Raw genomic sequence first — 19,353 nt, 5'->3', positions numbered from 1 at the left:
CTCGGCGCGGCCGCGCGGGCTGGGCGCGCGGCCGCCTTCACTCGCCCGGGTGAGCGAGTTATCCACAACCGGCCGGTTGTCCACCAAGATCCAATAGGTTCGGGCGGGGGCGTCACAGTCGGTGCCGGAGGTGGTACCGATGAACGCCACGCACGCCCGGCACCCGGCCGGACACGACACCCAGACCCCGCCCACGCCCCGCCCGCTCCGCGCGCCACACGCGACCCCGGCGCTGCCAGGGGCCCTCCCGGCACCCGCGAAACCCAAGACGGCACCCGCGAAACCCAAGACGACCGCACCGCCACCGCGGCCCGGGACGACCCGAAAGCGGCGTCCCCCGGCAACGACCGAACCCTCGGCAACGACCGCGCATCCACGCACCGACGTCCGGCGACGCGCCCTCGGCCGCTACGGCGAAGACCTCGCCGCCCGGCTCCTCATCAAGGCCGGCATGCGGATCCTGGCCCGTAACTGGCGCTGCCAGGAGGGCGAGATCGACCTCGTCGCCATCGACGGCGACGCCCTGGTGATCTGCGAGGTCAAAACCCGCCGCGCCGGCCGGTACGAACACCCCATGGCCGCCGTCCGCCCCGAGAAGACCGCCCGCCTCCGCATGCTGGCCGAACGCTGGATGGAACGCCACGGCGGCCCACCGCCCGGCGGCGTCCGGATCGACGTCATCGGAGTCGTCCTGCCCGCCCGCGGCGCCCCGTCCGTCGAGCATGTGCGGGGGGTGGCCTGAATGGGATTCGCCCGTACGTGCTCGGTCGCCCTGGTCGGCGTCGAAGGAGTCGTCGTCGAGGTCCAGGCCGACCTCGAACCCGGCGTCGCCGCCTTCACCCTTGTCGGGCTCCCCGACAAGAGCCTCATCGAACCATGGGACGCATTTTGTCAACGCCTGATCCCTTGGGAGCCCTGGAAGGCACGCTGGCAGGCACCGAGTCACGTGACCCGGTGACTACCTCGTTGCGAAGCGAGGTGCCCCACCCCACCTAGTTGCACAACTAGCTGACCTCCCCTGAGGAGCCGCTGTGCGGCTGCCTGAGAGCCGTTGAGCTTGTCAGGGATAACGGGTGCCTGGACATGCGTGCAGAGCCGAGAAGCGCCCACAGAGAGCCGTGCGCGGACACAGACGGATCTATGCGGGAACGTGACTAGAGGCTTGATCACTCTTGTCCCGGGGTCTGTACGCCCGTAGCTTGCTGCGGACTGCGACCGGAGGGGGTAACCGTGAAGTTGACCAAGATCGCTGGAGAAGACCCGGACTGTGACAGTGGCGACTGCGCCAACGTCTTCACGACTGATCAGCCCAACACCATTGCCATACAGGGGTACTTGACCGATCGCACGACGCCTGAAGGTGAAGCGGTCGTGACGATCCCTGAACACGTTCTGAGGGAGGCCGCACGTGCTCTTGGATGGTGAACCCTGGGCAGCGATGTTCCAGGACTTCAAGCGCTCCGCGTGGCGCTTCGAGGTGCAGCCGACGTACACCATGCCCGCCGAGGCTGACAGCCTGGCCCGCTTCCTGCGAGGCGAGCCGAAGCCCGAAGGCCACAACGCCAAGTGGCACGTGACCGTCCGAGACGCCATCAAGGCCGGGAAGACCTTCGGCCGTGTCAGGGTCGTACGTCAGCCGCTCACGGACTACCAGCGGTATCAGTTCGCGTGGGGCATCCCCGGCAACATCAAGGCCGGGGAAGACATCCGAGTTCTTGACCTCACGGACAGGGACCTTGACCTACCGGATCAAGATTTCTGGATGTTCGACGAGACCACCGTGGTCCACCTGAACTACCGCCCGGACGGCACACAGATCAATCGGGAACTGATCGAATCCCCGGACCTCAAGAAGTACCTCGGCTGGCGTGACCTGGCCCTAGAGAACGCTGTCCCATTCGGTGAGTATCGAGCCTGAGAGTCAAGAACGAGAACGGAAGGACTTGGCGGAGACCCTGAGGGGACTTCGCCAAGCCTCCGGCCTCAGTGGTGAGCGTTTGGCTGTCCGCTGCCACCTGAGCCAAACGAAAATCTCCCGGATCGAGACCCGAAGGCACATTCCGACCGTTCTCGAAGTTCAGCAGATCCTGACAGCCTTGGAAGTCCCCGAGGAAGTCGCACAAGAGATACTTAAACTCGCTCGCAGAGCGAATGTTGATTACGCATCTTGGCGGGCCTATGCCCGCGTAGGTCTCTATCACAAGCAAGCAGAGTTGAAGGCGCTCGAAGCGTCGTCACGGGAAATGCGGCACTTCCTGCCAGCGATCCCCACAGGGCTCTTGCATGTCCGCGCATACGCGGAACAGACCCTTTCCAAGACCGTGAAGAGCGACCCTGCACGCGATGTTGCCAGGGCCGTACAGGCCCGCATGGATCGCCAGGCCGTCTTGGATGACCTATCCCGAAACTTCACCTTCATACTCACGGAGCAGGCCGTGAGATGGCGTCGGGCAACTCCGGAAGTCATGGCCGCACAGTGCGAACACATGGCACGCGTCTCGGAGAAACCGAACGTTGAGATTGCAATCATTCCCAACGCTGCCGAAGTTTCAGCGACACCGATGAACATCTTTGTCATCTACGATGATCGGCTTGTTACGGTCGAACTGTTCTCCGGTGAAGTCGTACTGCGTGATCCTCGGGACATCTCCCACCACCTTGGCCTGTTCGATCTCTTCCTATCTCATGCCCTCAGAGGCGAGGAAGCAAGCACCTTTCTGCGGAGCGCAGCAGACGACTTTATGCAACAACGTGACTGAGGGACCTAAGCGGTTCTGAGTGGGGCAAGAATGGACCCCGGAAGCATTGAAGCCGGGGAGGACAGATGGCAGCCACAACCGAAACCGATACGTGGGAATACTTCACTTACGTGCCTTCCGGTTCGCAGTGCGCTGCGTGCCTCAAGGAGATCAAGCCCCTTGAGTTGGCGCGCCGGGGAAACATGGAACGTGCCTCTGGACCGCCCGTGGTGATCTACCGGCACGCTGACAGGTGCCCCAGGTAATGGGCATTGCAGAAAAGCCGTTCACAGACTCTCACGATGATTCCCCGAGGGATGGTGGACGGAGTACGGCGGACGGCTGGACGTGGCCTCTGGCGTGGTGTTCATCCCGAGAGGCCAGAAGCTTCCGCCGTGCCCTTTCCCATGCTCCATTTGCCGGGACAAGGGGCGTCAGACGAGATGAGCCACGACGGCATCAATCATGAGATAACCGGGTGCCCTAAGTGTGACGCTGCGGCACATCAAGAGGCTGTGGAAGAACAGCAAAAGACAGAGCCTGTCGCCTCAGTTGGTTTGGTCATCGCAGTGGCTTTGATTTGTCTCGTGGTGGTCGGACTGTGGGCTGGTGCGATGTCTGTCCTATCGCTCCTGGGGTGACTTCCGGCTTATGAAACTCCCGCTCCTCCCGTGACGGCGGCGGTGCCGGGCGGTGGGGGCGGGTTTCTCAATCCGCAGGTTTTCTGCGGGCTATCGACACGCAGAGCGGCGTGGTCCCAAACAGAAGAGGAGGTTGGTGGATGAGCGCTGAAGCGGTAGACACGATCGAGACGCGGTTGCGTGATGCCGAAGGCTGGCCCGGTATCCCGTTCCGGCACCCGGCCGACATGGAGGCGGACGGCGGGAAGCACGATGGCGGCCCCATGCCGCCCGAAGCACCTCGTGACCCCGCACCGCAGGGAGGCGACGGCAAGTAGCTGTACTCGACCGTAGAGGGACTGGCGAGCAACAACACCTCGGCGCGTCGGCAAGGCCGCATTTGTCGGCGCCCCATAGACTCGCCATGAATGGTTTGAGTCGAGATGAGCCCCACTGGTTCCCCTTCCTGGCCGGTGGGGCTTTTCGTATGGTCACACCCGGTGAGCCATCTCAACAGCTTCCCTCAGAGCCTCGACAGCATTTCGCAGTCGCCACCGAAACGGCTTATGCCCTTCTAGGGCTTCTCGACGCTCACCGGTCACGGCGTGAATCTCGGCAACGAACTCTTCGATATCAGAGAGCTGACCCGACATGGGAAACGGGTTAGGCATGAGCTAGTCCTTTCTCCTCGCGTACGTACGCGCGAGGGCATGAGTGCGGGCGGGCATCGTGTGCGCTGCGCCCGATCTGAATTACGTGTTAGGCTGTGACCACAGCAGGAAAGAGAAACCACAGGTCAGCGGTAAGAAGAGAGCCCCAACGGGCAGTCGGAAATGGCTGCCGGAAGGGGCTTTCAGTGTTTTCCCAGACCCGTACACTTTTTGGATCGCTAAGGCCGGGCGGGTGGGATTGGATCGGGTTAGGGGGTGCACCCCACCCTGAGTTTGGTAACCGGAACTCAGAGCGTCAAGCTTGTTGCTTTCAGTGACGATTGGACTTGCGAAGCGAAAGAGCTTCGAGCCAAAGAACAAGCGAAGATGAGTAAACGAACAACGTGTTTAGTGTGTTGTTCATCACGAGTCGAACCAATCAAGAATCGTATTGAGCTTCACCGAATGATGATGAGCTTTCAACGCATTGCAATGCGTTGTCACTGAGATGACTTCGTAGACGTTGTTCGCATGCAGCACACGACAGTGATGGTCAATCGACACATGGGCAGGCAGGTACACCACGGCCGTCTCAGTGCCCTTGTCGTCAGCCCCTGGCCCTTCCTTGCCCCCGGTTATCTCCACGCGGCCCTTCACCATGACCGTGAAGGCGTCGTTCCAATCAGGCTCTTTGTTGCCCCACCGGTCCGTGACCCATGCGGGCCGGGAGACGGCTACCCGGTCGCAGTAGAGCCCCGTCATGGAGCCTCCCCGGGGAATGCAGGATGGTTTTCGGGCCCCCGGAGCCGATTGGTGGAGCGCCGGGGACTCTCTCCTGAAGTCTTAATGCGGTGGTGGTATTCGCAGAGAGCCTGAAGGTTGTCCAAGCTGTGTTTATCTCCCCGTCGAATGTGGTCCACTTGGTTTGCCCGCAGTCCACAGAGCGAGCCTGTGTCGGCTCGCACCCACTGGCAAACTCCCGAGTCACGTCTCAGCACCAAGGACCTACGTTGCGGCCAGTCGGCTGGCAGACGCTGTTTCCGATGCGAGGGGCGGTCGTACCAACCTGTCTTAGTCGGCATAAGTGAAACCTCCCCAGTACGCGCGATCCTTCCAAGTAATCCCGCTGCCCACGTGAACCGACTTCACCGGAGAACGGTTCATCGCAAAGTCAATCTGCTTCTTTTCGTCGAGAGTGAGCTGTAGACCTGCCACAGCATTGGAGCTGCGGCGGTACGAGTAGTCACCCATAGATTCCGACGTAATTCCCATCGGGTTGTTGAAGCACCGCAGCACGACTTGACGGCAGATGATCTGAATGGACTTTGGAACATTCCTGCCGATTGGCCAACCGTCCGGGAAACCTGCATAAGCGCTGACTACCGCCGACGCATCCTCGATCAGGGCCCGAACTCGATCCCTGTCAGACTCCATCACTGGCGCATCTAGCCTGCGCTCGATCTCTTCGAGTGTTGTTAGGTTCAACTGAACTCCAGACATAAAAAGGGGCACCCTGCGAAGGGTGCCCGCATCATCTTGAGAGGCTTAGCTAGCCCACTCGGCCCTAACTCCCTTTGGGCGGGTTCGGGACATCGGGCTTCTCCCAAACAACCTTGGCCTTAACAATGCCCTTGGTCGGCTTGGACTCATCGAAGGTATGGTCGTCCTTCTTGGTGTCCAGGCCCGGGAAGCGAACGACCTTTCCGCCATACAGGTGGAGAGTGTCGATGTAGTCCGCGCGGAACTTCTCAGACTGACCATCACGGAACCCGGTGAACTGAGAAGCGAAGGTAGCGAACTGCGAATTACCCGCAACGATGTCAACACTGTCCGGCATGGCCGTGGTCGAGAGAACAGTAAATCCGGCCAGCTCGGCAATCACGCCGTTCTGAGTGGCGCCGCCCTTACCGAAAGCCGAAGCATCGGCAATGGCCGGATGCTCCAGAAGGTGACGCTTCACCTTCGGAGAGACGACCACATAACGCGTCTCTGGAATATCGTTCTCGTCAAGCGCAAGCATCATGTCCAGGATGCCGCTGTAAAGCACCTGCGGAACATTCACGCTCTCCCCGTAGGCGGTGATGTCAGCGAGCGGCGTAGCGGCGGCGGCGATAACGCCACCCATGAACTTGTCAGTCTCGCGAGCAAGAGCCTTGACCATCTCCTGATTGATCGGAGACTCAAGCGCACCGGCAGCCTGAGTCACCTCCGCATTCTCCAGCAGAATCTGAAGATACTTGGCCTCACTGATCACGAGACTCTGATCTACGGTCTCCGGGCGCTCCGGAGTCATGCCCTTACTTACATCATAGTCGCCCACGGTCGGACGAAGAAGGGAGTTGATATGGACAACATCACCCTTCTTGGAAATGCCACCCTCATACTGTCGATTAGTGACAGTCGGAGATGCCCAGACGAGCTGGGGATCAAACTGCGTAAGAAGCTCGCTATCCCAGAGTTCCGGAACAAAGCTATGAGTACCAGGATTCTGGTATGCCATGGTTGCCATTAGGTCTATCTCCTAGTTGTTGTTACTTGCGCTTGCGGGCATCGAGCGAAAGGCGACGCCCGTCGGGGTAAGGGTTCGTGGCATCGCCGCCACCTCGAAGATTCTCGGCCGGGGCCTTCTGGAGATTGCGTGCACCAGTGGCAGAAGCCAGCTTTGAAGCCTGTACACGCATCTCATCTTCGGTGCCTCGAATGAAGTCCGCGAGATCAGGGGGCAGGCCAGCCTCATCCAGAATCTGAGCCTTCAGTTTCTCGACTTCCTGAGCGGCCTTCTCCTGCTTCATTGCCTCAAGCTCAGTACGTACGGCTTCAAGCTCCTGAGCCACCTTCTGAAACTCTTCAGTCGATACCTGAGGAGTCTCATCCGGAGATTCCGGAGCATCACCCTCGGGAACGCCCTGCGTGGCGTTCTGAGCGCCGTTCTCGGCCTCGATGGACTCCTGGTCGCCCTGAGTCGTTTCAGGCTCCCCTGTGGGCCCCTGGGGATTCTTGAGCGGCTTAGCCATTCTTGATGGTCTCCTTCTGTCGGAACACGTCGGCCGCGACGACTTCGCCAAAGGTCACGGTGTCCATCGGATGGGCCAGCACCTCGGACAGAGGGATGGAGAGAGCCGCGGACCATCGGACGAACGAATCTACGCCCGGCATGTTCTGGCCGTTCTCCCAATTCGAGATGGAGTCACGGCAGACACCCACGCGGTGGGCAACCTCAGCCTTAGTCATGTGAAGGTCCTCGCGTCGAGCCTTCATCACCTTCGGATCAAACATTTTCGTTCCTTACGTCAACGAGAAAGGGCGGCCCTCCGAAGAGGCCGCCCAATCAGATACATGGAGTGCGGTCCACTTCACCTCACCGGTGAACCAACGGTGTCCCCACTTGTCGGAGCGCAGTGGAGGCCACTGCGTCCGTTCTTCCTGAACCACGGTGAACGGCTACCGTGCCCGGTCGCCTACCCGAATCGACCGGGAAACTTTTCTCCCCCACTTGGTTATAGGTGTCACGTGACCTAGTTCGTGACGGTCAGAGAATACTTTCTTTTCCCCTCACTTATAAGGAGGTGTCCAAAGCCTGATTTTGCAGCAGTCAGAGCATGATTTGTGACCGATCTAACATTTTCGACAGTGAGCGATCGGCCCACTAGTCGCCGAAGAGTCGATCCGTGTTCGTGACCGTGTACGGTCAAGCATTCTTGTTCTTGGTTAAGCTTAGGCGGTAGAGATGCAAGTAACCCCCGGTCGAAGTAACCGGGGGTCTTCTGCGGTGAGATCTTGAGCCATCTGAGAGCCATCAAGCTCGAAGATGGAACTTACTCCCGGATCGCCGAAGGGCTCACTATTCAAGGCTCTAGACTTCCAAGGTCTAGAGCTCCAAGGTTATGGGTGCACTGTGCTGCACCCCAGCGCTCAGCGCTTACGCTTTCGCTCCTCGGCCTCCAAGGCTTCGGACCGCTCGAAGATGTCATCCCACTCGTGGCCGTGGCCGCATTCGGGCACGGTGAGCCAGAACTCATCCGGAACACCTTCGCCGTTGTTCGAGCTTGCTCGGTACAGCCATCCAGCTTCCTCGGCCCACTCGATGTCGCCCTGAACGGCTCGTCGCTTCTTGCCGACCGCCGCGGCATAGACGGTGATCCGCTGCTTGGCTTTCTTGCCTGTGCTCCAGTCCGAGAAGCGGGACACGGCCCATAGCGTCCCTAGGCGCGAAGGTGGCGTGATGTCTGGGCAGCCCATGACGTGCCTTTCCCACTCCGACTTAGGGACGGGCCGAACCTTGCTCTTTGCCGGGGTCGGCTGCTCAGTCTTCTCGGAAGCGTTCAACTCGCAGTCGGGGGAGTGGTGCGGTGCGGGTGCTCCACAGTCTTCACATTCGGACTCCGGGGCCTCTTGGGCAGGCTCAGGCCATTCCGGGGCGTCTACCACTAGACGCGCGTCCTTATGGCCCACTCCGCCGTAGCCAGCAATCTCCGGACAGGCAAGGACATCCCTTCTCTCAGTTCCTTCAACCGTTATCCGAGGCTTCCGGATCATCGTGTGCGTGTCACCGCACGGGCACTTAGTCACTCGCCGGTCTCCAAGTCCAGGTACTCAATGAGAGCCGCTATCTCAGGCTCCTTGATCTCATTCAGAAACTTCACGATGGTTTCGCGGGCATCTTCTTGACCCCACGCGAACCCACGTAGGAAGTCGGCGGATGCATCGCCGTGGTTCATGCTGCCTGCTCCATCGAATAGCTCTTGATCTTCTTCTTTACGTCCTCGGGCCAGTCAAGGTGAACGATCGGGACGTTTGAGTTTGTGGCCGACCACTCGACCTTGACGCCAAGGTGGCGGAGCAGCTTTCCGCGTTCGTCCCAATCCATGCCCGGCCACACCTGCCCGTACGTCTTTCCCGTCGGTATCTCGTCCCACCGGTCCGGCCGCTGAGGTAGCGCAGACAACCGTTCAAACTCCTTACTGAGCGATTCCAACGAACCTTCTGCCTGCTTCCGCAATGCCGGAGCGTGGAACCTTCCGCCGGGCTTCAGGTTGCTCATGTGGTAGGCAATGGACTCTTCAACCTCGGCAAGTTCCGTCGTGTGATCCTCGCCGGGGACGAACACCTTCTCGGTGACCTCTACTTCCGATGCCTGACTCAGGAAGGAGTCGTCAATGATTTCGTGGATCAGGTCTTGCCGGACGGTGACGTACTGGCACCGCTGAGCGGTGTTCACGAGGGAGCCGCATCGGTAGCGGGTCGGCGACTTGTGGCCGCCGCGCTGGACGTACATCGGCTCGCCGCAGGCGCAGAACAACACCCGGAGCATGGGGCTGCCGCCGTAGCGGTTGCCAGCCTTGCCGTTCCGGTTGGAGTCCAGGGCGGCCTGGAGCCGGTCGAACTTCTCTTGCGTGACGATCGGGGAGCCTGCCGTACAGGCTTGCCATCCTTGTAGACCAGGTACTCAGCCTTGATGGTCTTGCCGGTCGCGGGGTCCTTCGTCTCGTCGCGTCGGACCATGTAGCCGAGAAGCCGCTTCGAGCGGAGGAGCCGGAGCAGGTTCACTCCGGACCACTTGCCGGGCGGGCAGTCGCACGGGGCCTCGGCCCTGCAATCCTCGGTGTGCTTCTTGAGCTTGCACGTCTCGGCGTGGGTGGCCTTGCACTCCTCGGTGTGCTTCTGTGCGGGCTTCTTGCCGTTGGCAATGCGCTGAGCGTCGGAGGGCAGTGGAATCCCGGCCTTGTTCATCATCGAGACGTAGGACGTGGCGGAGTTTCCCGCTAGGACCCACTCAACGGCGCCGCTTATGACCTTGACGGGGGCCATGCCTGCTGCGGTCCCCAGCGAGGCCAGTTCCCTGGACTCCGTCCAGGGCTGCAACCACAGGTGGCCGTCCTCTCCCATCTCGGGGCGGTAGCCGTAGGGCCAGGGCCCACCACGCCACCGGCCGAGGCTGAACACCTTCTCGAAACCCTGCTGCACGCGGTGCTGGATCGTCAGCCGCTCAAACTCTGCGAACGCTGCCAGGATGTTGGCCACCAGGCGGCCGACGGCAGAGCTTAGGTCGATCTTGTCGTCTATACAGACGAGCTGTACGTCATGCTCCTCGGACCACTCGCAGAGGTTCGCGAAGTCCTTCATGGAGCGGCTGAGGCGGTCGAGCTTCCAAGAGACGATGATGTCGTACTTCTCGGGAGTCTTGAGCCACGGGCCCAGCTCAGGGCGGTCCCACGGGCTGATCTTCGCGGACACACCATCGTCTACGGCCCAACCAGCTATCTCGTGGTCGAAGAGGTCAGCCCAACCTTCGATCTTCTCTATCTGCCGTTCGATCGACGTTGACTGATCGTTGCGGGCAGACAGGCGGACGACACCCAGGACGCGGGCCATGCGCGGTTCTCTCCTCTTACTACTGCACCCCCTTAGACGGGCTCCTCTTCGACCTTCCGTGATGGCTGGCACGGATCAGAAGGGACGGAAGTCCTGACTAGGCGGTGATGTGTGTCAAAGCGATTCCCACGCTGAATCCCGCGACCGAGTGCGCGCCGCCGTCGTCAATTCCGGCGCCGAATGGCCACAGAAGAAGCTCACCGTCGGCCTCAGCCCGGCCTCCGTCCCCAAGGGTGGCAGCGGCTTCGACCTGGCCGTCGCCTGCGCCGTCCTGGGCGCCGCCGAGCGCCTCGACCCCCGCGAACTCACCGACCTCATGATGATCGGCGAACTGGGACTGGACGGCCGGGTCCGGCCCGTACGCGGCGTCCTCCCCGCCGTCCTGGCCGCCGCCGACGCCGGATACCGCCAGGTCGTCGTCCCCGAACGGACCGCCGCCGAAGCCTCCCTCGTCCCCGGCATCTCCGTCCTCGGCGTCCGCAGCCTGCGCCAGCTCATCGCCGTCCTCGCCGACGAACCGGTACCCGAAGAGGAAGACCGCCTGGAGGAAGGACGCCCCGACCCGCTGCTGGCGGGCCTGGTCGTGCCCGGCACGGGCACCGGCGCCGGCCTGCCACGCGGCGACCACGTCCCCGACCTCGCCGACGTCGCAGGTCAGCACACCGCCCGCCGCGCCCTGGAGGTGGCCGCCGCCGGACGCCACCACATCTTCTTCAAGGGCCCGCCGGGCGCCGGCAAAACCATGCTCGCCGAGCGCCTCCCCGGACTGCTGCCACCCCTCACCCCCAAGGAATCGCTGGAGGTCACCGCCGTCCACTCCGTCGCCGGCACGCTCCCACCGGGACAGCCGCTGGTCGACCGGCCGCCCTACTGCGCCCCGCACCACTCCGCGACCATGGCCTCCCTGGTCGGCGGCGGCACCGGACTGCCCCGCCCCGGCGCGGTATCGCTCGCCCATCACGGAGTCCTCTTCGTGGACGAGGCCGCCGAATGCAGCCCCAGCGTCCTCGACGCGCTGCGTCAGCCCCTGGAATCCGGCCATGTCGTCGTCGCCCGGGCCGCCGGCATGATCCGCATGCCGGCCCGCTTCCTCCTGGCCCTCGCCGCCAACCCCTGCCCCTGTGGACGGCACGGCACCGTCAGCGGCGGCTGCGAATGCCGCCCCTCCTCCATCCGCCGCTACCGCGCCCGCCTCTCCGGCCCCCTGATGGACCGGGTCGACCTCCGCATCGCCGTGGAACCGGTCGCCCGTTCCGAGCTCATCGCCCTGAGCCGGGGCACCGAATCCAGTGCGACCGTGGCCGACCGCGTACGGGCCGCCCGCGAACGCGCCGCGGCCCGCCTCGCCGGCACCCCCTGGCACACCAACAGCGAAGTACCCGGCCACGAACTCCGCACCCGCTGGCAGGCCCACCCCGGCGCCCTCGCCCAAGCGGAACGCGACCTCGAATGCGGTCTCCTCACCGCCCGCGGACTCGACCGCGTCCTCCGCGTCGCCTGGACCGCCGCCGACCTGGCCGGCCGTGACCGCCCCACCAGCGAAGACGTCAACTGGGCCCTGGAACTCCGCACAGGCGTACGACGCGGCGCCCTGACAACCGTGGGCAGCGACTCCCGCGGCGCTGCCCACGACACCGCACCCACCCGCCCACCAGCCACCCGGAACCAGGACTGACCGACCCATGACCGGACTCGACGAATGGGGCTTCGCCACTCCCGGCCCCGCCCCCGACACCGAACAACCGCCCCCAGGCAGCAAGCCCGCCGCGAACCCCGACGACCGGAATCACCAGACACCCGCCGACGCCACCGGCGGTCCATCACCCCGCCCCACGACCCCACCGGACCACACCCACCCACCCGGCCACCCACGCACTCCCCACCCGCCCACTCACCACCCGCCCTACGAACCACACCGCAACGCCCGCGCCGCCCTCACCCGCATTCTCGAACCAGGCGACGAAACCGCCGGCCGCTGGCTGAACGACATGGGCCCGGTCGCCCTGCTGCACGCGCTCACCGACGACGACGCGGCCCCGCCCCCGCGCGCCGGCCGGACCAAGCTCGCCGGCCTCCGGCTGCGCGCCGCACGGGCCCGCCCCGCCGAGGACCTCGCCGCCGTCGCCGCACTCGGCGGCCGGTTCCTCTGCCCCGGCGACGAGGAGTGGCCCAGCCAGCTCGACGACCTCGGCGACGCCCGCCCCATCGGCCTCTGGGTGCGCGGCAGGGCCCACCTCCGGCTCTGGGCGCTGCGCTCGGTCGCCGTCGTGGGCGCCCGGGCCTGCACCGAATACGGGGCCCACCTCGCCACCACCCTCAGCGCCGGGCTCGCCGAGCGCGGCTGGGCCGTCGCATCCGGGGCCGCGTACGGCGTCGACGGCGCGGCCCACCGCGGCGCGTTGGCCGCCAACGGCGCCACCATCGCCGTACTCGCCTGCGGCGTCGACTACGCCTACCCGCGCGGCCACACCGAGTTGATCGACCGCCTCACCGAACAGGGCCTGGTCATCGCCGAGTTACCACCCGGCGACCACCCCACCCGCAGCCGCTTCGTCCAGCGCAACCGCGTGATCGCCGCCCTCACCCGGGGCACCGTCGTCGTGGAGGCCGAACTCCGCAGCGGCTCGCTCGTCACCGCCCGCCGCGCGCTCGCCCTCGGGCGCTTCACGATGGGCATGCCCGGCCCCGTCACCAGCGGTCTGTCCGCCGGAGTGCACCAACTCCTGCGCGGCGAGGCCGCCCTGGTCACCGACGCCGACGAGGTCATCGAACTCGTCGGCAGCATCGGCGACCTCGCCCCCGAGCGGCGTGGACCGACCCACCTCCGCGACCTCCTCGATCCCGTCGCAACCCGCGTACTGGAGGCACTGCCCGCGCGCGGAAGCGCGGGCACCGGTCATCTCGCGCGGGAAGCCGGCACGACCCGCGACATCGCCCACAACAAACTCTTCGAGCTGCTGTCCCTCGGATTCGTTCAAAGGTGCGGTGACGGCTGGGAGTTGGCCCGACGCGCCGAGACGACCGATGGTTCCCGGCGAGGCGGTACTTGACCTGGAGCGAACGGGTGAAAGGGTGAGGGGAATGACCGCAGAATCCAGGTTTGCCATGCTTCGGGACCCGTGTCCGGCCCACGGCGCGACAGCGATAGTGCGCGACGGGCACAGGGCATCACGCCCACCCGGTCGCCGCGTCCACCCCCACGGCTCGCCACCGGCGCACGCCCGGCATCGCACACACGCGTCGACACGCCGTACGAGGTAACCCTGAGGTGCGGGCAGCGGAACGTATCTGCGCACGCCCGAACTCGCCCTCCTCGCGGACCGCAACGCTCCGGTCACGCTACGCTCACACCCAATTCATCCCTCACACATCCATCCACCCGCGTCTCGGCAGAACGGCTCAAGGCGACGAATGCCCCAGCACACCTCCGGGTCTGACCGTGCGGCAGTACCACCTGCCGCACGCGGCAGCGTGCGCCCCGCCCCGCCCACCTCACTCGACGAGCTGTGGCGCTCCTACAAGACATCCGGCGACGCACGGTTGCGGGAACAGCTGATCCTGCACTACTCACCGCTCGTCAAGTACGTCGCCGGCCGCGTCAGCGTCGGCCTGCCACCCAACGTCGAACAGGCCGACTTCGTCTCCTCCGGAGTGTTCGGACTGATCGACGCCATCGAGAAGTTCGACCCCGAACGCTCCATCAAGTTCGAGACCTACGCCATCACGCGCATCCGGGGCGCCATGATCGACGAATTGCGCGCCCTGGACTGGATCCCCCGCTCCGTACGCCAGAAGGCCCGCGCCGTCGAGCGCGCCTACGCCACTCTCGAAGCGCAACTGCGCCGTACCCCGACCGAGGCCGAGGTCGCCGAGGAGATGGGTATCGCCCTGGAGGAGCTGCACGGCGTGTTCAGCCAGCTGTCCCTGGCGAACGTGGTGGCCCTCGAAGAGCTGCTGCACGTCGGTGGCGAGGGCGGCGAACGGCTCAGCCTGATGGACACCCTCGAGGACACCGCCGCCGAGAACCCCGTCGAGATCGCCGAGGACCGCGAACTCCGGCGACTGCTCGCCCGCGCCATCAACACCTTGCCCGAACGCGAGAAGACCGTGGTCACCCTCTACTACTACGAGGGCCTCACCCTCGCCGAGATCGGCAACGTCCTCGGGGTCACGGAGAGCAGGGTCAGCCAGATCCACACCAAGTCCGTACTGCAGCTCAGAGCCAAGCTCGCCGACGTCGGCCGCTGAGTCCTCCTGCGTGGGGCCCGTTGCCGAGTCGCGGGCCGAGGCGCCCGCCGAGTCGCCACGGCACCCGATCGCTCGCCCGTTCCGGGACGCCGTGTCGCCATGCGGAGTGCCACGCCGGGCACGCCATCCGTAGAGTGGTGACGTGCCCAGGATTCGAGCGGCCTCCGTGGCCGAGCACCGGACGATGCAGCGCGGCGCCCTGTTGGACGCCGCTCGCACCTTGCTGTCGGAAGGCGGAACCGAAGCGCTGACCTTCCCCGCCCTCGCTGAGCGCACCGGACTCGCGCGGTCCTCCGTGTACGAGTACTTCCGCTCGCGCGCAGCCGTCGTCGAGGAGCTGTGCGCGGTCGACTTTCCTGTATGGGCCGCCGAGGTGGAGGCGGCGATGGAGCGCGCCGCCACCCCCGAGCAGAAGATCGAGGCGTACGTCCGGCGACAGCTCGCCCTGGTCGGCGACCGGCGCCACCGTGCGGTCGTCGCCATCTCCGCCGGCGAGCTGGACGCCGGCGCGCGCGAGAAGATCCGCGCGGCACACGGCGGCCTCATCGCCATGATCGTCGAAGCCCTCGCCGCCCTCGGCCACGAACAGCCCCGACTCGCCGCGATGCTCCTCCAGGGCGTCGTCGACGCCGCCGTACGCCGCATCGAACTGGGCGCCGCAGAGGACCCGACCGACATCACAGAGGCAGCCGTGGCCATGGCCCTTCGCGGCATCCACGGCTAGGGCCCTTCGCGGGCATCTACGGCGAGCACCCGGCAGGACTTGCTTGCGCGGCTTACCTCGCTTGGGGACCTTGCGGGTCTTGGGACTTTGCCAACCTGGGAGTTTGCTGGCCAGGGAGCTTGTCGACTTGGTGACTTTGCTGGGTGGGGGGCCTTGACCGTGAGCCCTGGCGGGACCGGCCGCAGCTCCTGACCAGCTCTCTTCCCTCTCTTCCCCCGGGGGCCCTCCCCCCGCCCCGCCCGCCCCTCCTCCCTCCCCACCCCACCCCGCATCCCAGCCCTCACCCCCACATCCCAGCGCCTCACCTGCCCCCACTCGTCGCCCGCACCCCGCACGCCGCACCCGGAACCCCACACCCGGAACCCCGAACCCGGCACCCCGCCGCCTGGGCTGACCGGCACGGCGGCCTGAGGGACCCGGTGGGACTCCATGTGTCAGGCACTCAAGAAGTCACGCTTTCAAGGTGCACCGGGTGAACCAGGCAACCGCCCGGCACGCGCCTCACCCCTGCTGCTCCCCGCGCCCACCCCCTCGCATCGGCCGACCTCTCCCCGAGCGATCAGCACGAAGTCGACCCAGCGCCCACAACGCCGCCACTGCCAGCCCGACCGCACCCATCACGGCAGCTCCCGTCGGTGCCGCCCCCGTCTCCCGAGCCACGGGTGTCGCACCCATCGGGCTCGCTGCCTTCACCGGCTGGTGCGGGCGCTGCTCCCCAGGCTCCGCACTGATGCCCGGCGGCACCGGCACACCGAACACCGGCAGCAGGCGTGAGGGGCCTCCATTGCGCATGCTCGGCGGCAATAGGGACAGCGGATCCAGGTAGGTCTTGCCGCGGCGCAGCCCCCAGTGGAGGCAGGGCGCTCGGCAGTGGAAAGGCCCTCGCTGGAGTACGGCAACCGGCTGGCCCGCCGTGACCCGCTGGCCCTTCCGGACAGTGGCGCGCACGGGTTCGTACGTCGTGCGTAAGGGAGGGCGGCCGGAGCGGGACACTTCGATGGTCAGCACCCCGCGGCCGGCCACGGTCCCGGCGTACGCCACTCGGCCCGGCGCGGCGGCCCGTACCGTCGCGCCGGCGGAGGAGGCCAGGTCCACACCACGGTGTCCGGCCGCCCAGGGTGCCGGCGGTGGCTCCCAGCCGCGTAACACCGTGGGGCGTATCCCTTCCGCCCCCGTCACCGGCCAGGCCCGTTCACCTGCAGCGGGCGGCATGCCACCGGACTCAGCACCCCCAACCCCGGCACCCCCAACCCCGGCACCCCCAACCCCGGCGCCACCGGCCTCGGCGCCACCGGCCCCGGCACCACCGGCCCCGGCCTCGGTCGCGTCCCCGGTGCCACCTCGCTCCAGGTCTGCGGACCGTGACTGCCGCCCCTCACCCGGAGAAGCCCTCGCCACCTGGCCCACTACCGGCACCTCACGCACCTCACGCACCTCCGCCACCCCGGGCCTCAGCTCCTCGGCCGCCGCGTGCGCGAGCGGTGAGGTGGTCAAGGCCAGTCCCAGAGCCAGCGCCGGGGCCAGCAGGGCTCTGGTCACGCGGGCCGGAAAGAAGCAGCTCGGCCCGTGGGCAGCCGGGTCGCCGAGCGGAGGCGAGCACGGAGACGAGCACAGGGACGGGGGCAGGCGTAAGAGCCGGTGGCCGGTCAGCGACGCCGCGGTGGTGAGTCGCCCGGCGCGCGGTCGATCTTGCCGTCCCTCACGCCGTCGAACGTGCAGTTGCCACGCCGGAGGCCTTAGCCCCAGCCTCAGCCCCCACTCTTGCTGTTCTTGCTGCTCTTGCTGTCGTTGCTGTCGCATGGATCGAAGGTGACGCAGTCCGGCCCGGCGTGGGGATCTTGGTCCGGAACTGTGGATAACGGGCCGGTTGTGGACAACTGCCTCACCCGGACGGGTGTCGGTCTCACCCGGTCAGGGCTCGAAATGATGCGTGTCGCCCGGTGCATCAGCCGTCCCGTACACTTCTGGTGGCGATCCGGGTCACCGGGTCGACTTCGCACGCCCCGCCGTCAGTGCACCAGTCCCGTTCGGGCAGCACGTCGGCCGCGCTCCTCGGTCCTCGGACGGCTCCGCAAGGTGTCTTCCCCGGCAGGCGCGTCGGGGCGTCAGGCACCGCGGCCGACCGGCCGCAGTGGAACCGAGAACAACAAGGAGTACGGCCATGGCCGTCGTCACGATGCGGGAGCTGCTGGAGAGCGGCGTCCACTTCGGGCACCAGACCCGCCGCTGGAACCCGAAGATGAAGCGCTTCATCTTCACCGAGCGCAACGGCATCTACATCATCGACCTGCTCCAGTCGCTGTCGTACATCGACCGCGCCTACGAGTTCGTCAAGGAGACCGTCGCACACGGCGGCTCCGTCATGTTCGTCGGTACGAAGAAGCAGGCCCAGGAGGCCATTGCCGAGCAGGCGACCCGCGTGGGCATGCCCTACGTGAACCAGCGCTGGCTCGGCGGCATGCTGACCAACTTCTCGACCGTCTACAAGCGCCTGCAGCGCCTCAAGGAGCTCGAGCAGATCGACTTCGAGGATGTGGCCGCGTCCGGCCTCACCAAGAAGGAGCTCCTGGTCCTCTCGCGTGAGAAGGCCAAGCTGGAGAAGACCCTGGGCGGTATCCGCGAGATGCAGAAGGTGCCCAGCGCCGTCTGGATCGTGGACACCAAGAAGGAGCACATCGCCGTCGGCGAGGCGCGCAAGCTCAACATCCCGGTCGTCGCGATCCTCGACACCAACTGCGACCCGGACGAGGTCGACTACAAGATCCCGGGCAACGACGACGCGATCCGCTCCGTCACCCTGCTCACCCGCGTGATCGCCGACGCCGTCGCCGAGGGCCTCATCGCCCGCTCCGGCGCCGCCACCGGCGACCAGAAGCCCGGCGACAAGGCTGCCGCCGAGCCGCTGGCCGAGTGGGAGCGCGACCTGCTTGAGGGCGAGAAGAAGGCCGACGAGGCGGAGAAGCCCGCCGAGGCCCCGGTCGCCGACGCCCCGGTCGCCGAGGCCGAGAAGCCGGCTGCGGACGCCGAGCAGGCCTGACCTCAGGACCGGTTGACGACGGCGGGGGAGTGCGCCACGAGCGCCGCCCCCGCCGTCCACCCGTAGATCTTTCGACTTCGAGATTTCGAGAAGAGATTCACAGACCATGGCGAACTACACCGCCGCCGACGTCAAGAAGCTCCGCGAGCTCACCGGCGCCGGCATGATGGACTGCAAGAAGGCCCTGGACGAGGCCGAGGGCATCGTCGACAAGGCCGTCGAGGCGCTGCGCATCAAGGGCCAGAAGGGTGTCGCCAAGCGCGAGGGCCGCTCCGCCGAGAACGGCGCGGTGGTCTCTCTGATCGCGGACGACAACACCTCCGGCGTCATCGTCGAGCTCAAGTGCGAGACGGACTTCGTCGCCAAGGGCGAGAAGTTCCAGGCCGTCGCCAAGGCGATCGCCGAGCACGTCGCGAAGACCGCCCCGGCCGACGTCGAGGCCCTGCTCGCCTCCGAGATCGAGGCCGGCAAGACCGTCCAGGCGTTCGTCGACGAGGCCAACGCCAACCTGGGCGAGAAGATCGTCCTGGACCGCTTCGCGCAGTTCTCCGGCGGCTACGTGACCGCGTACATGCACCGCACCATGCCGGACCTGCCGCCGCAGATCGGTGTCCTCGTCGAGCTCGACAAGGAGAACGCCGAGGTCGCCAAGGGCGTCGCCCAGCACATCGCCGCCTTCGCGCCGAAGTACCTCGCCCGCGAGGACGTCCCGGCCGAGGTCGTCGAGGCCGAGCGCCGCGTCGCCGAGGAGACCACCCGCCAGGAGGGCAAGCCCGAGGCCGCCCTTCCGAAGATCGTCGAGGGTCGCCTCAACGGCTTCTTCAAGGACGCGACGCTGCTCGGCCAGCCGTACGCGCTCGACAACAAGAAGTCCGTCGAGAAGGTCCTCCAGGAGGCCGGTGTCACCCTGAAGCGCTTCTCGCGCATCAAGGTCGGCATCTGAGAGCCTGCCGCAAGGCAGCGA

General features: G+C 65.7%; 19 protein-coding genes and 3 pseudogenes. 12 read left to right on the top strand and 10 right to left on the bottom strand.

Features of this window, described 5'->3' with window-relative positions:
* Positions 1-391: 391 nt before the first annotated feature.
* The 6 genes and pseudogenes from OJ254_RS30840 to OJ254_RS01240 form a co-directional block, all read left to right on the top strand.
* A pseudogene (locus OJ254_RS30840) lies at positions 392-742 on the top strand (YraN family protein); the annotation flags it as partial.
* Positions 743-883 (top strand): annotated as a pseudogene (locus OJ254_RS01260) (ATP-binding protein); the annotation flags it as partial.
* A gap of 347 nt (positions 884-1,230) precedes the next feature.
* Positions 1,231-1,425: a hypothetical protein gene (locus OJ254_RS01255; RefSeq protein ID WP_265360910.1), complete on the top strand. Its 195-nt coding sequence runs from the start codon at positions 1,231-1,233 to the stop codon at positions 1,423-1,425.
* Positions 1,409-1,918 carry a DUF6879 family protein gene (locus OJ254_RS01250; RefSeq protein ID WP_265360909.1) on the top strand — a complete coding sequence of 170 codons (510 nt, stop codon included), beginning with the start codon at positions 1,409-1,411 and terminating at the stop codon, positions 1,916-1,918. The genes OJ254_RS01255 and OJ254_RS01250 overlap by 17 nt, the downstream gene beginning before the upstream one ends.
* 25 nt (positions 1,919-1,943) lie before the next feature.
* Positions 1,944-2,759, top strand: a complete 816-nt coding sequence (locus OJ254_RS01245) for a helix-turn-helix domain-containing protein (protein ID WP_265360908.1) — start codon at positions 1,944-1,946, stop codon at positions 2,757-2,759.
* A 760-nt stretch (positions 2,760-3,519) separates the two neighbouring features.
* Complete coding sequence (locus OJ254_RS01240; protein ID WP_265360907.1) at positions 3,520-3,696, top strand: hypothetical protein; 177 nt, start codon at positions 3,520-3,522, stop codon at positions 3,694-3,696.
* A 735-nt stretch (positions 3,697-4,431) separates the two neighbouring features.
* Here the strand turns inward: OJ254_RS01240 and OJ254_RS01235 are convergent.
* From OJ254_RS01235 to OJ254_RS01195, 9 genes are all read right to left on the bottom strand, one after another.
* Positions 4,432-4,770 (bottom strand): head-tail adaptor protein, encoded by a 339-nt coding sequence (locus OJ254_RS01235; RefSeq protein WP_265360906.1) that lies wholly within the window; start codon positions 4,768-4,770, stop codon positions 4,432-4,434.
* A gap of 309 nt (positions 4,771-5,079) precedes the next feature.
* The gene (locus OJ254_RS01230; protein WP_265360905.1) at positions 5,080-5,520 is read right to left on the bottom strand and encodes a Gp19/Gp15/Gp42 family protein; all 441 of its coding nucleotides are present in this window, start codon (positions 5,518-5,520) and stop codon (positions 5,080-5,082) included.
* A 52-nt stretch (positions 5,521-5,572) separates the two neighbouring features.
* Positions 5,573-6,517: a phage major capsid protein gene (locus OJ254_RS01225; RefSeq protein WP_265360904.1), complete on the bottom strand. Its 945-nt coding sequence runs from the start codon at positions 6,515-6,517 to the stop codon at positions 5,573-5,575.
* Positions 6,518-6,539: 22 nt separating this feature from the next.
* Complete coding sequence (locus OJ254_RS01220; RefSeq protein WP_265360903.1) at positions 6,540-7,022, bottom strand: capsid assembly scaffolding protein Gp46 family protein; 483 nt, start codon at positions 7,020-7,022, stop codon at positions 6,540-6,542.
* On the bottom strand, positions 7,015-7,284 hold the full coding sequence (locus tag OJ254_RS01215; RefSeq protein ID WP_265360902.1) for a helix-turn-helix domain-containing protein: 270 nt from the start codon (positions 7,282-7,284) through the stop codon (positions 7,015-7,017). Before OJ254_RS01215 ends, OJ254_RS01220 begins: the two co-directional genes overlap by 8 nt.
* A gap of 636 nt (positions 7,285-7,920) precedes the next feature.
* Positions 7,921-8,196 carry a hypothetical protein gene (locus OJ254_RS01210; RefSeq protein WP_265360901.1) on the bottom strand — a complete coding sequence of 92 codons (276 nt, stop codon included), beginning with the start codon at positions 8,194-8,196 and terminating at the stop codon, positions 7,921-7,923.
* A 377-nt stretch (positions 8,197-8,573) separates the two neighbouring features.
* Complete coding sequence (locus tag OJ254_RS01205; RefSeq protein WP_265360900.1) at positions 8,574-8,726, bottom strand: hypothetical protein; 153 nt, start codon at positions 8,724-8,726, stop codon at positions 8,574-8,576.
* Positions 8,723-9,283, bottom strand: coding sequence for a hypothetical protein (locus OJ254_RS01200; RefSeq protein WP_341483541.1), 561 nt, complete (start codon positions 9,281-9,283; stop codon positions 8,723-8,725). The genes OJ254_RS01205 and OJ254_RS01200 overlap by 4 nt, the downstream gene beginning before the upstream one ends.
* Positions 9,223-10,380, bottom strand: coding sequence for a recombinase family protein (locus tag OJ254_RS01195; RefSeq protein WP_265360898.1), 1,158 nt, complete (start codon positions 10,378-10,380; stop codon positions 9,223-9,225). The genes OJ254_RS01200 and OJ254_RS01195 overlap by 61 nt, the downstream gene beginning before the upstream one ends.
* Before the next feature lie 124 nt (positions 10,381-10,504).
* Between OJ254_RS01195 and OJ254_RS01190 the strand changes: the two are divergent.
* The 4 genes and pseudogenes from OJ254_RS01190 to OJ254_RS01175 all read left to right on the top strand — a co-directional run.
* A pseudogene (locus OJ254_RS01190) lies at positions 10,505-12,055 on the top strand (YifB family Mg chelatase-like AAA ATPase); the annotation flags it as partial.
* 7 nt (positions 12,056-12,062) lie between these two features.
* A complete protein-coding gene (gene dprA / locus OJ254_RS01185) occupies positions 12,063-13,430 on the top strand; it encodes a DNA-processing protein DprA (protein ID WP_265360897.1) in 1,368 nt (455 codons plus the stop codon).
* A 361-nt stretch (positions 13,431-13,791) separates the two neighbouring features.
* Complete coding sequence (whiG, locus tag OJ254_RS01180; protein WP_265360896.1) at positions 13,792-14,628, top strand: RNA polymerase sigma factor WhiG; 837 nt, start codon at positions 13,792-13,794, stop codon at positions 14,626-14,628.
* A 184-nt stretch (positions 14,629-14,812) separates the two neighbouring features.
* Positions 14,813-15,352 (top strand): TetR/AcrR family transcriptional regulator, encoded by a 540-nt coding sequence (locus OJ254_RS01175; RefSeq protein WP_265365005.1) that lies wholly within the window; start codon positions 14,813-14,815, stop codon positions 15,350-15,352.
* A 501-nt stretch (positions 15,353-15,853) separates the two neighbouring features.
* Here the strand turns inward: OJ254_RS01175 and OJ254_RS01170 are convergent.
* On the bottom strand, positions 15,854-16,564 hold the full coding sequence (locus tag OJ254_RS01170) for a murein hydrolase activator EnvC family protein (RefSeq protein WP_265360895.1): 711 nt from the start codon (positions 16,562-16,564) through the stop codon (positions 15,854-15,856).
* 949 nt (positions 16,565-17,513) lie between these two features.
* Between OJ254_RS01170 and rpsB the strand changes: the two genes are divergently transcribed.
* Together rpsB and tsf are read left to right on the top strand one after the other, a co-directional pair.
* A complete protein-coding gene (gene rpsB / locus OJ254_RS01165) occupies positions 17,514-18,389 on the top strand; it encodes a 30S ribosomal protein S2 (protein ID WP_265360894.1) in 876 nt (291 codons plus the stop codon).
* Between the two features lie 106 nt (positions 18,390-18,495).
* A complete protein-coding gene (gene tsf, locus OJ254_RS01160) occupies positions 18,496-19,332 on the top strand; it encodes a translation elongation factor Ts (protein WP_265360893.1) in 837 nt (278 codons plus the stop codon).
* The last annotated feature ends 21 nt before the right edge of the window (positions 19,333-19,353 follow it).

The sequence above is a fragment of the Streptomyces endophytica genome (genome assembly GCF_026153355.1).
Classification (GTDB): Bacteria; Actinomycetota; Actinomycetes; order Streptomycetales; family Streptomycetaceae; genus Streptomyces; species Streptomyces endophytica.
This window is presented reverse-complemented; position numbering and strand designations above follow the sequence as displayed.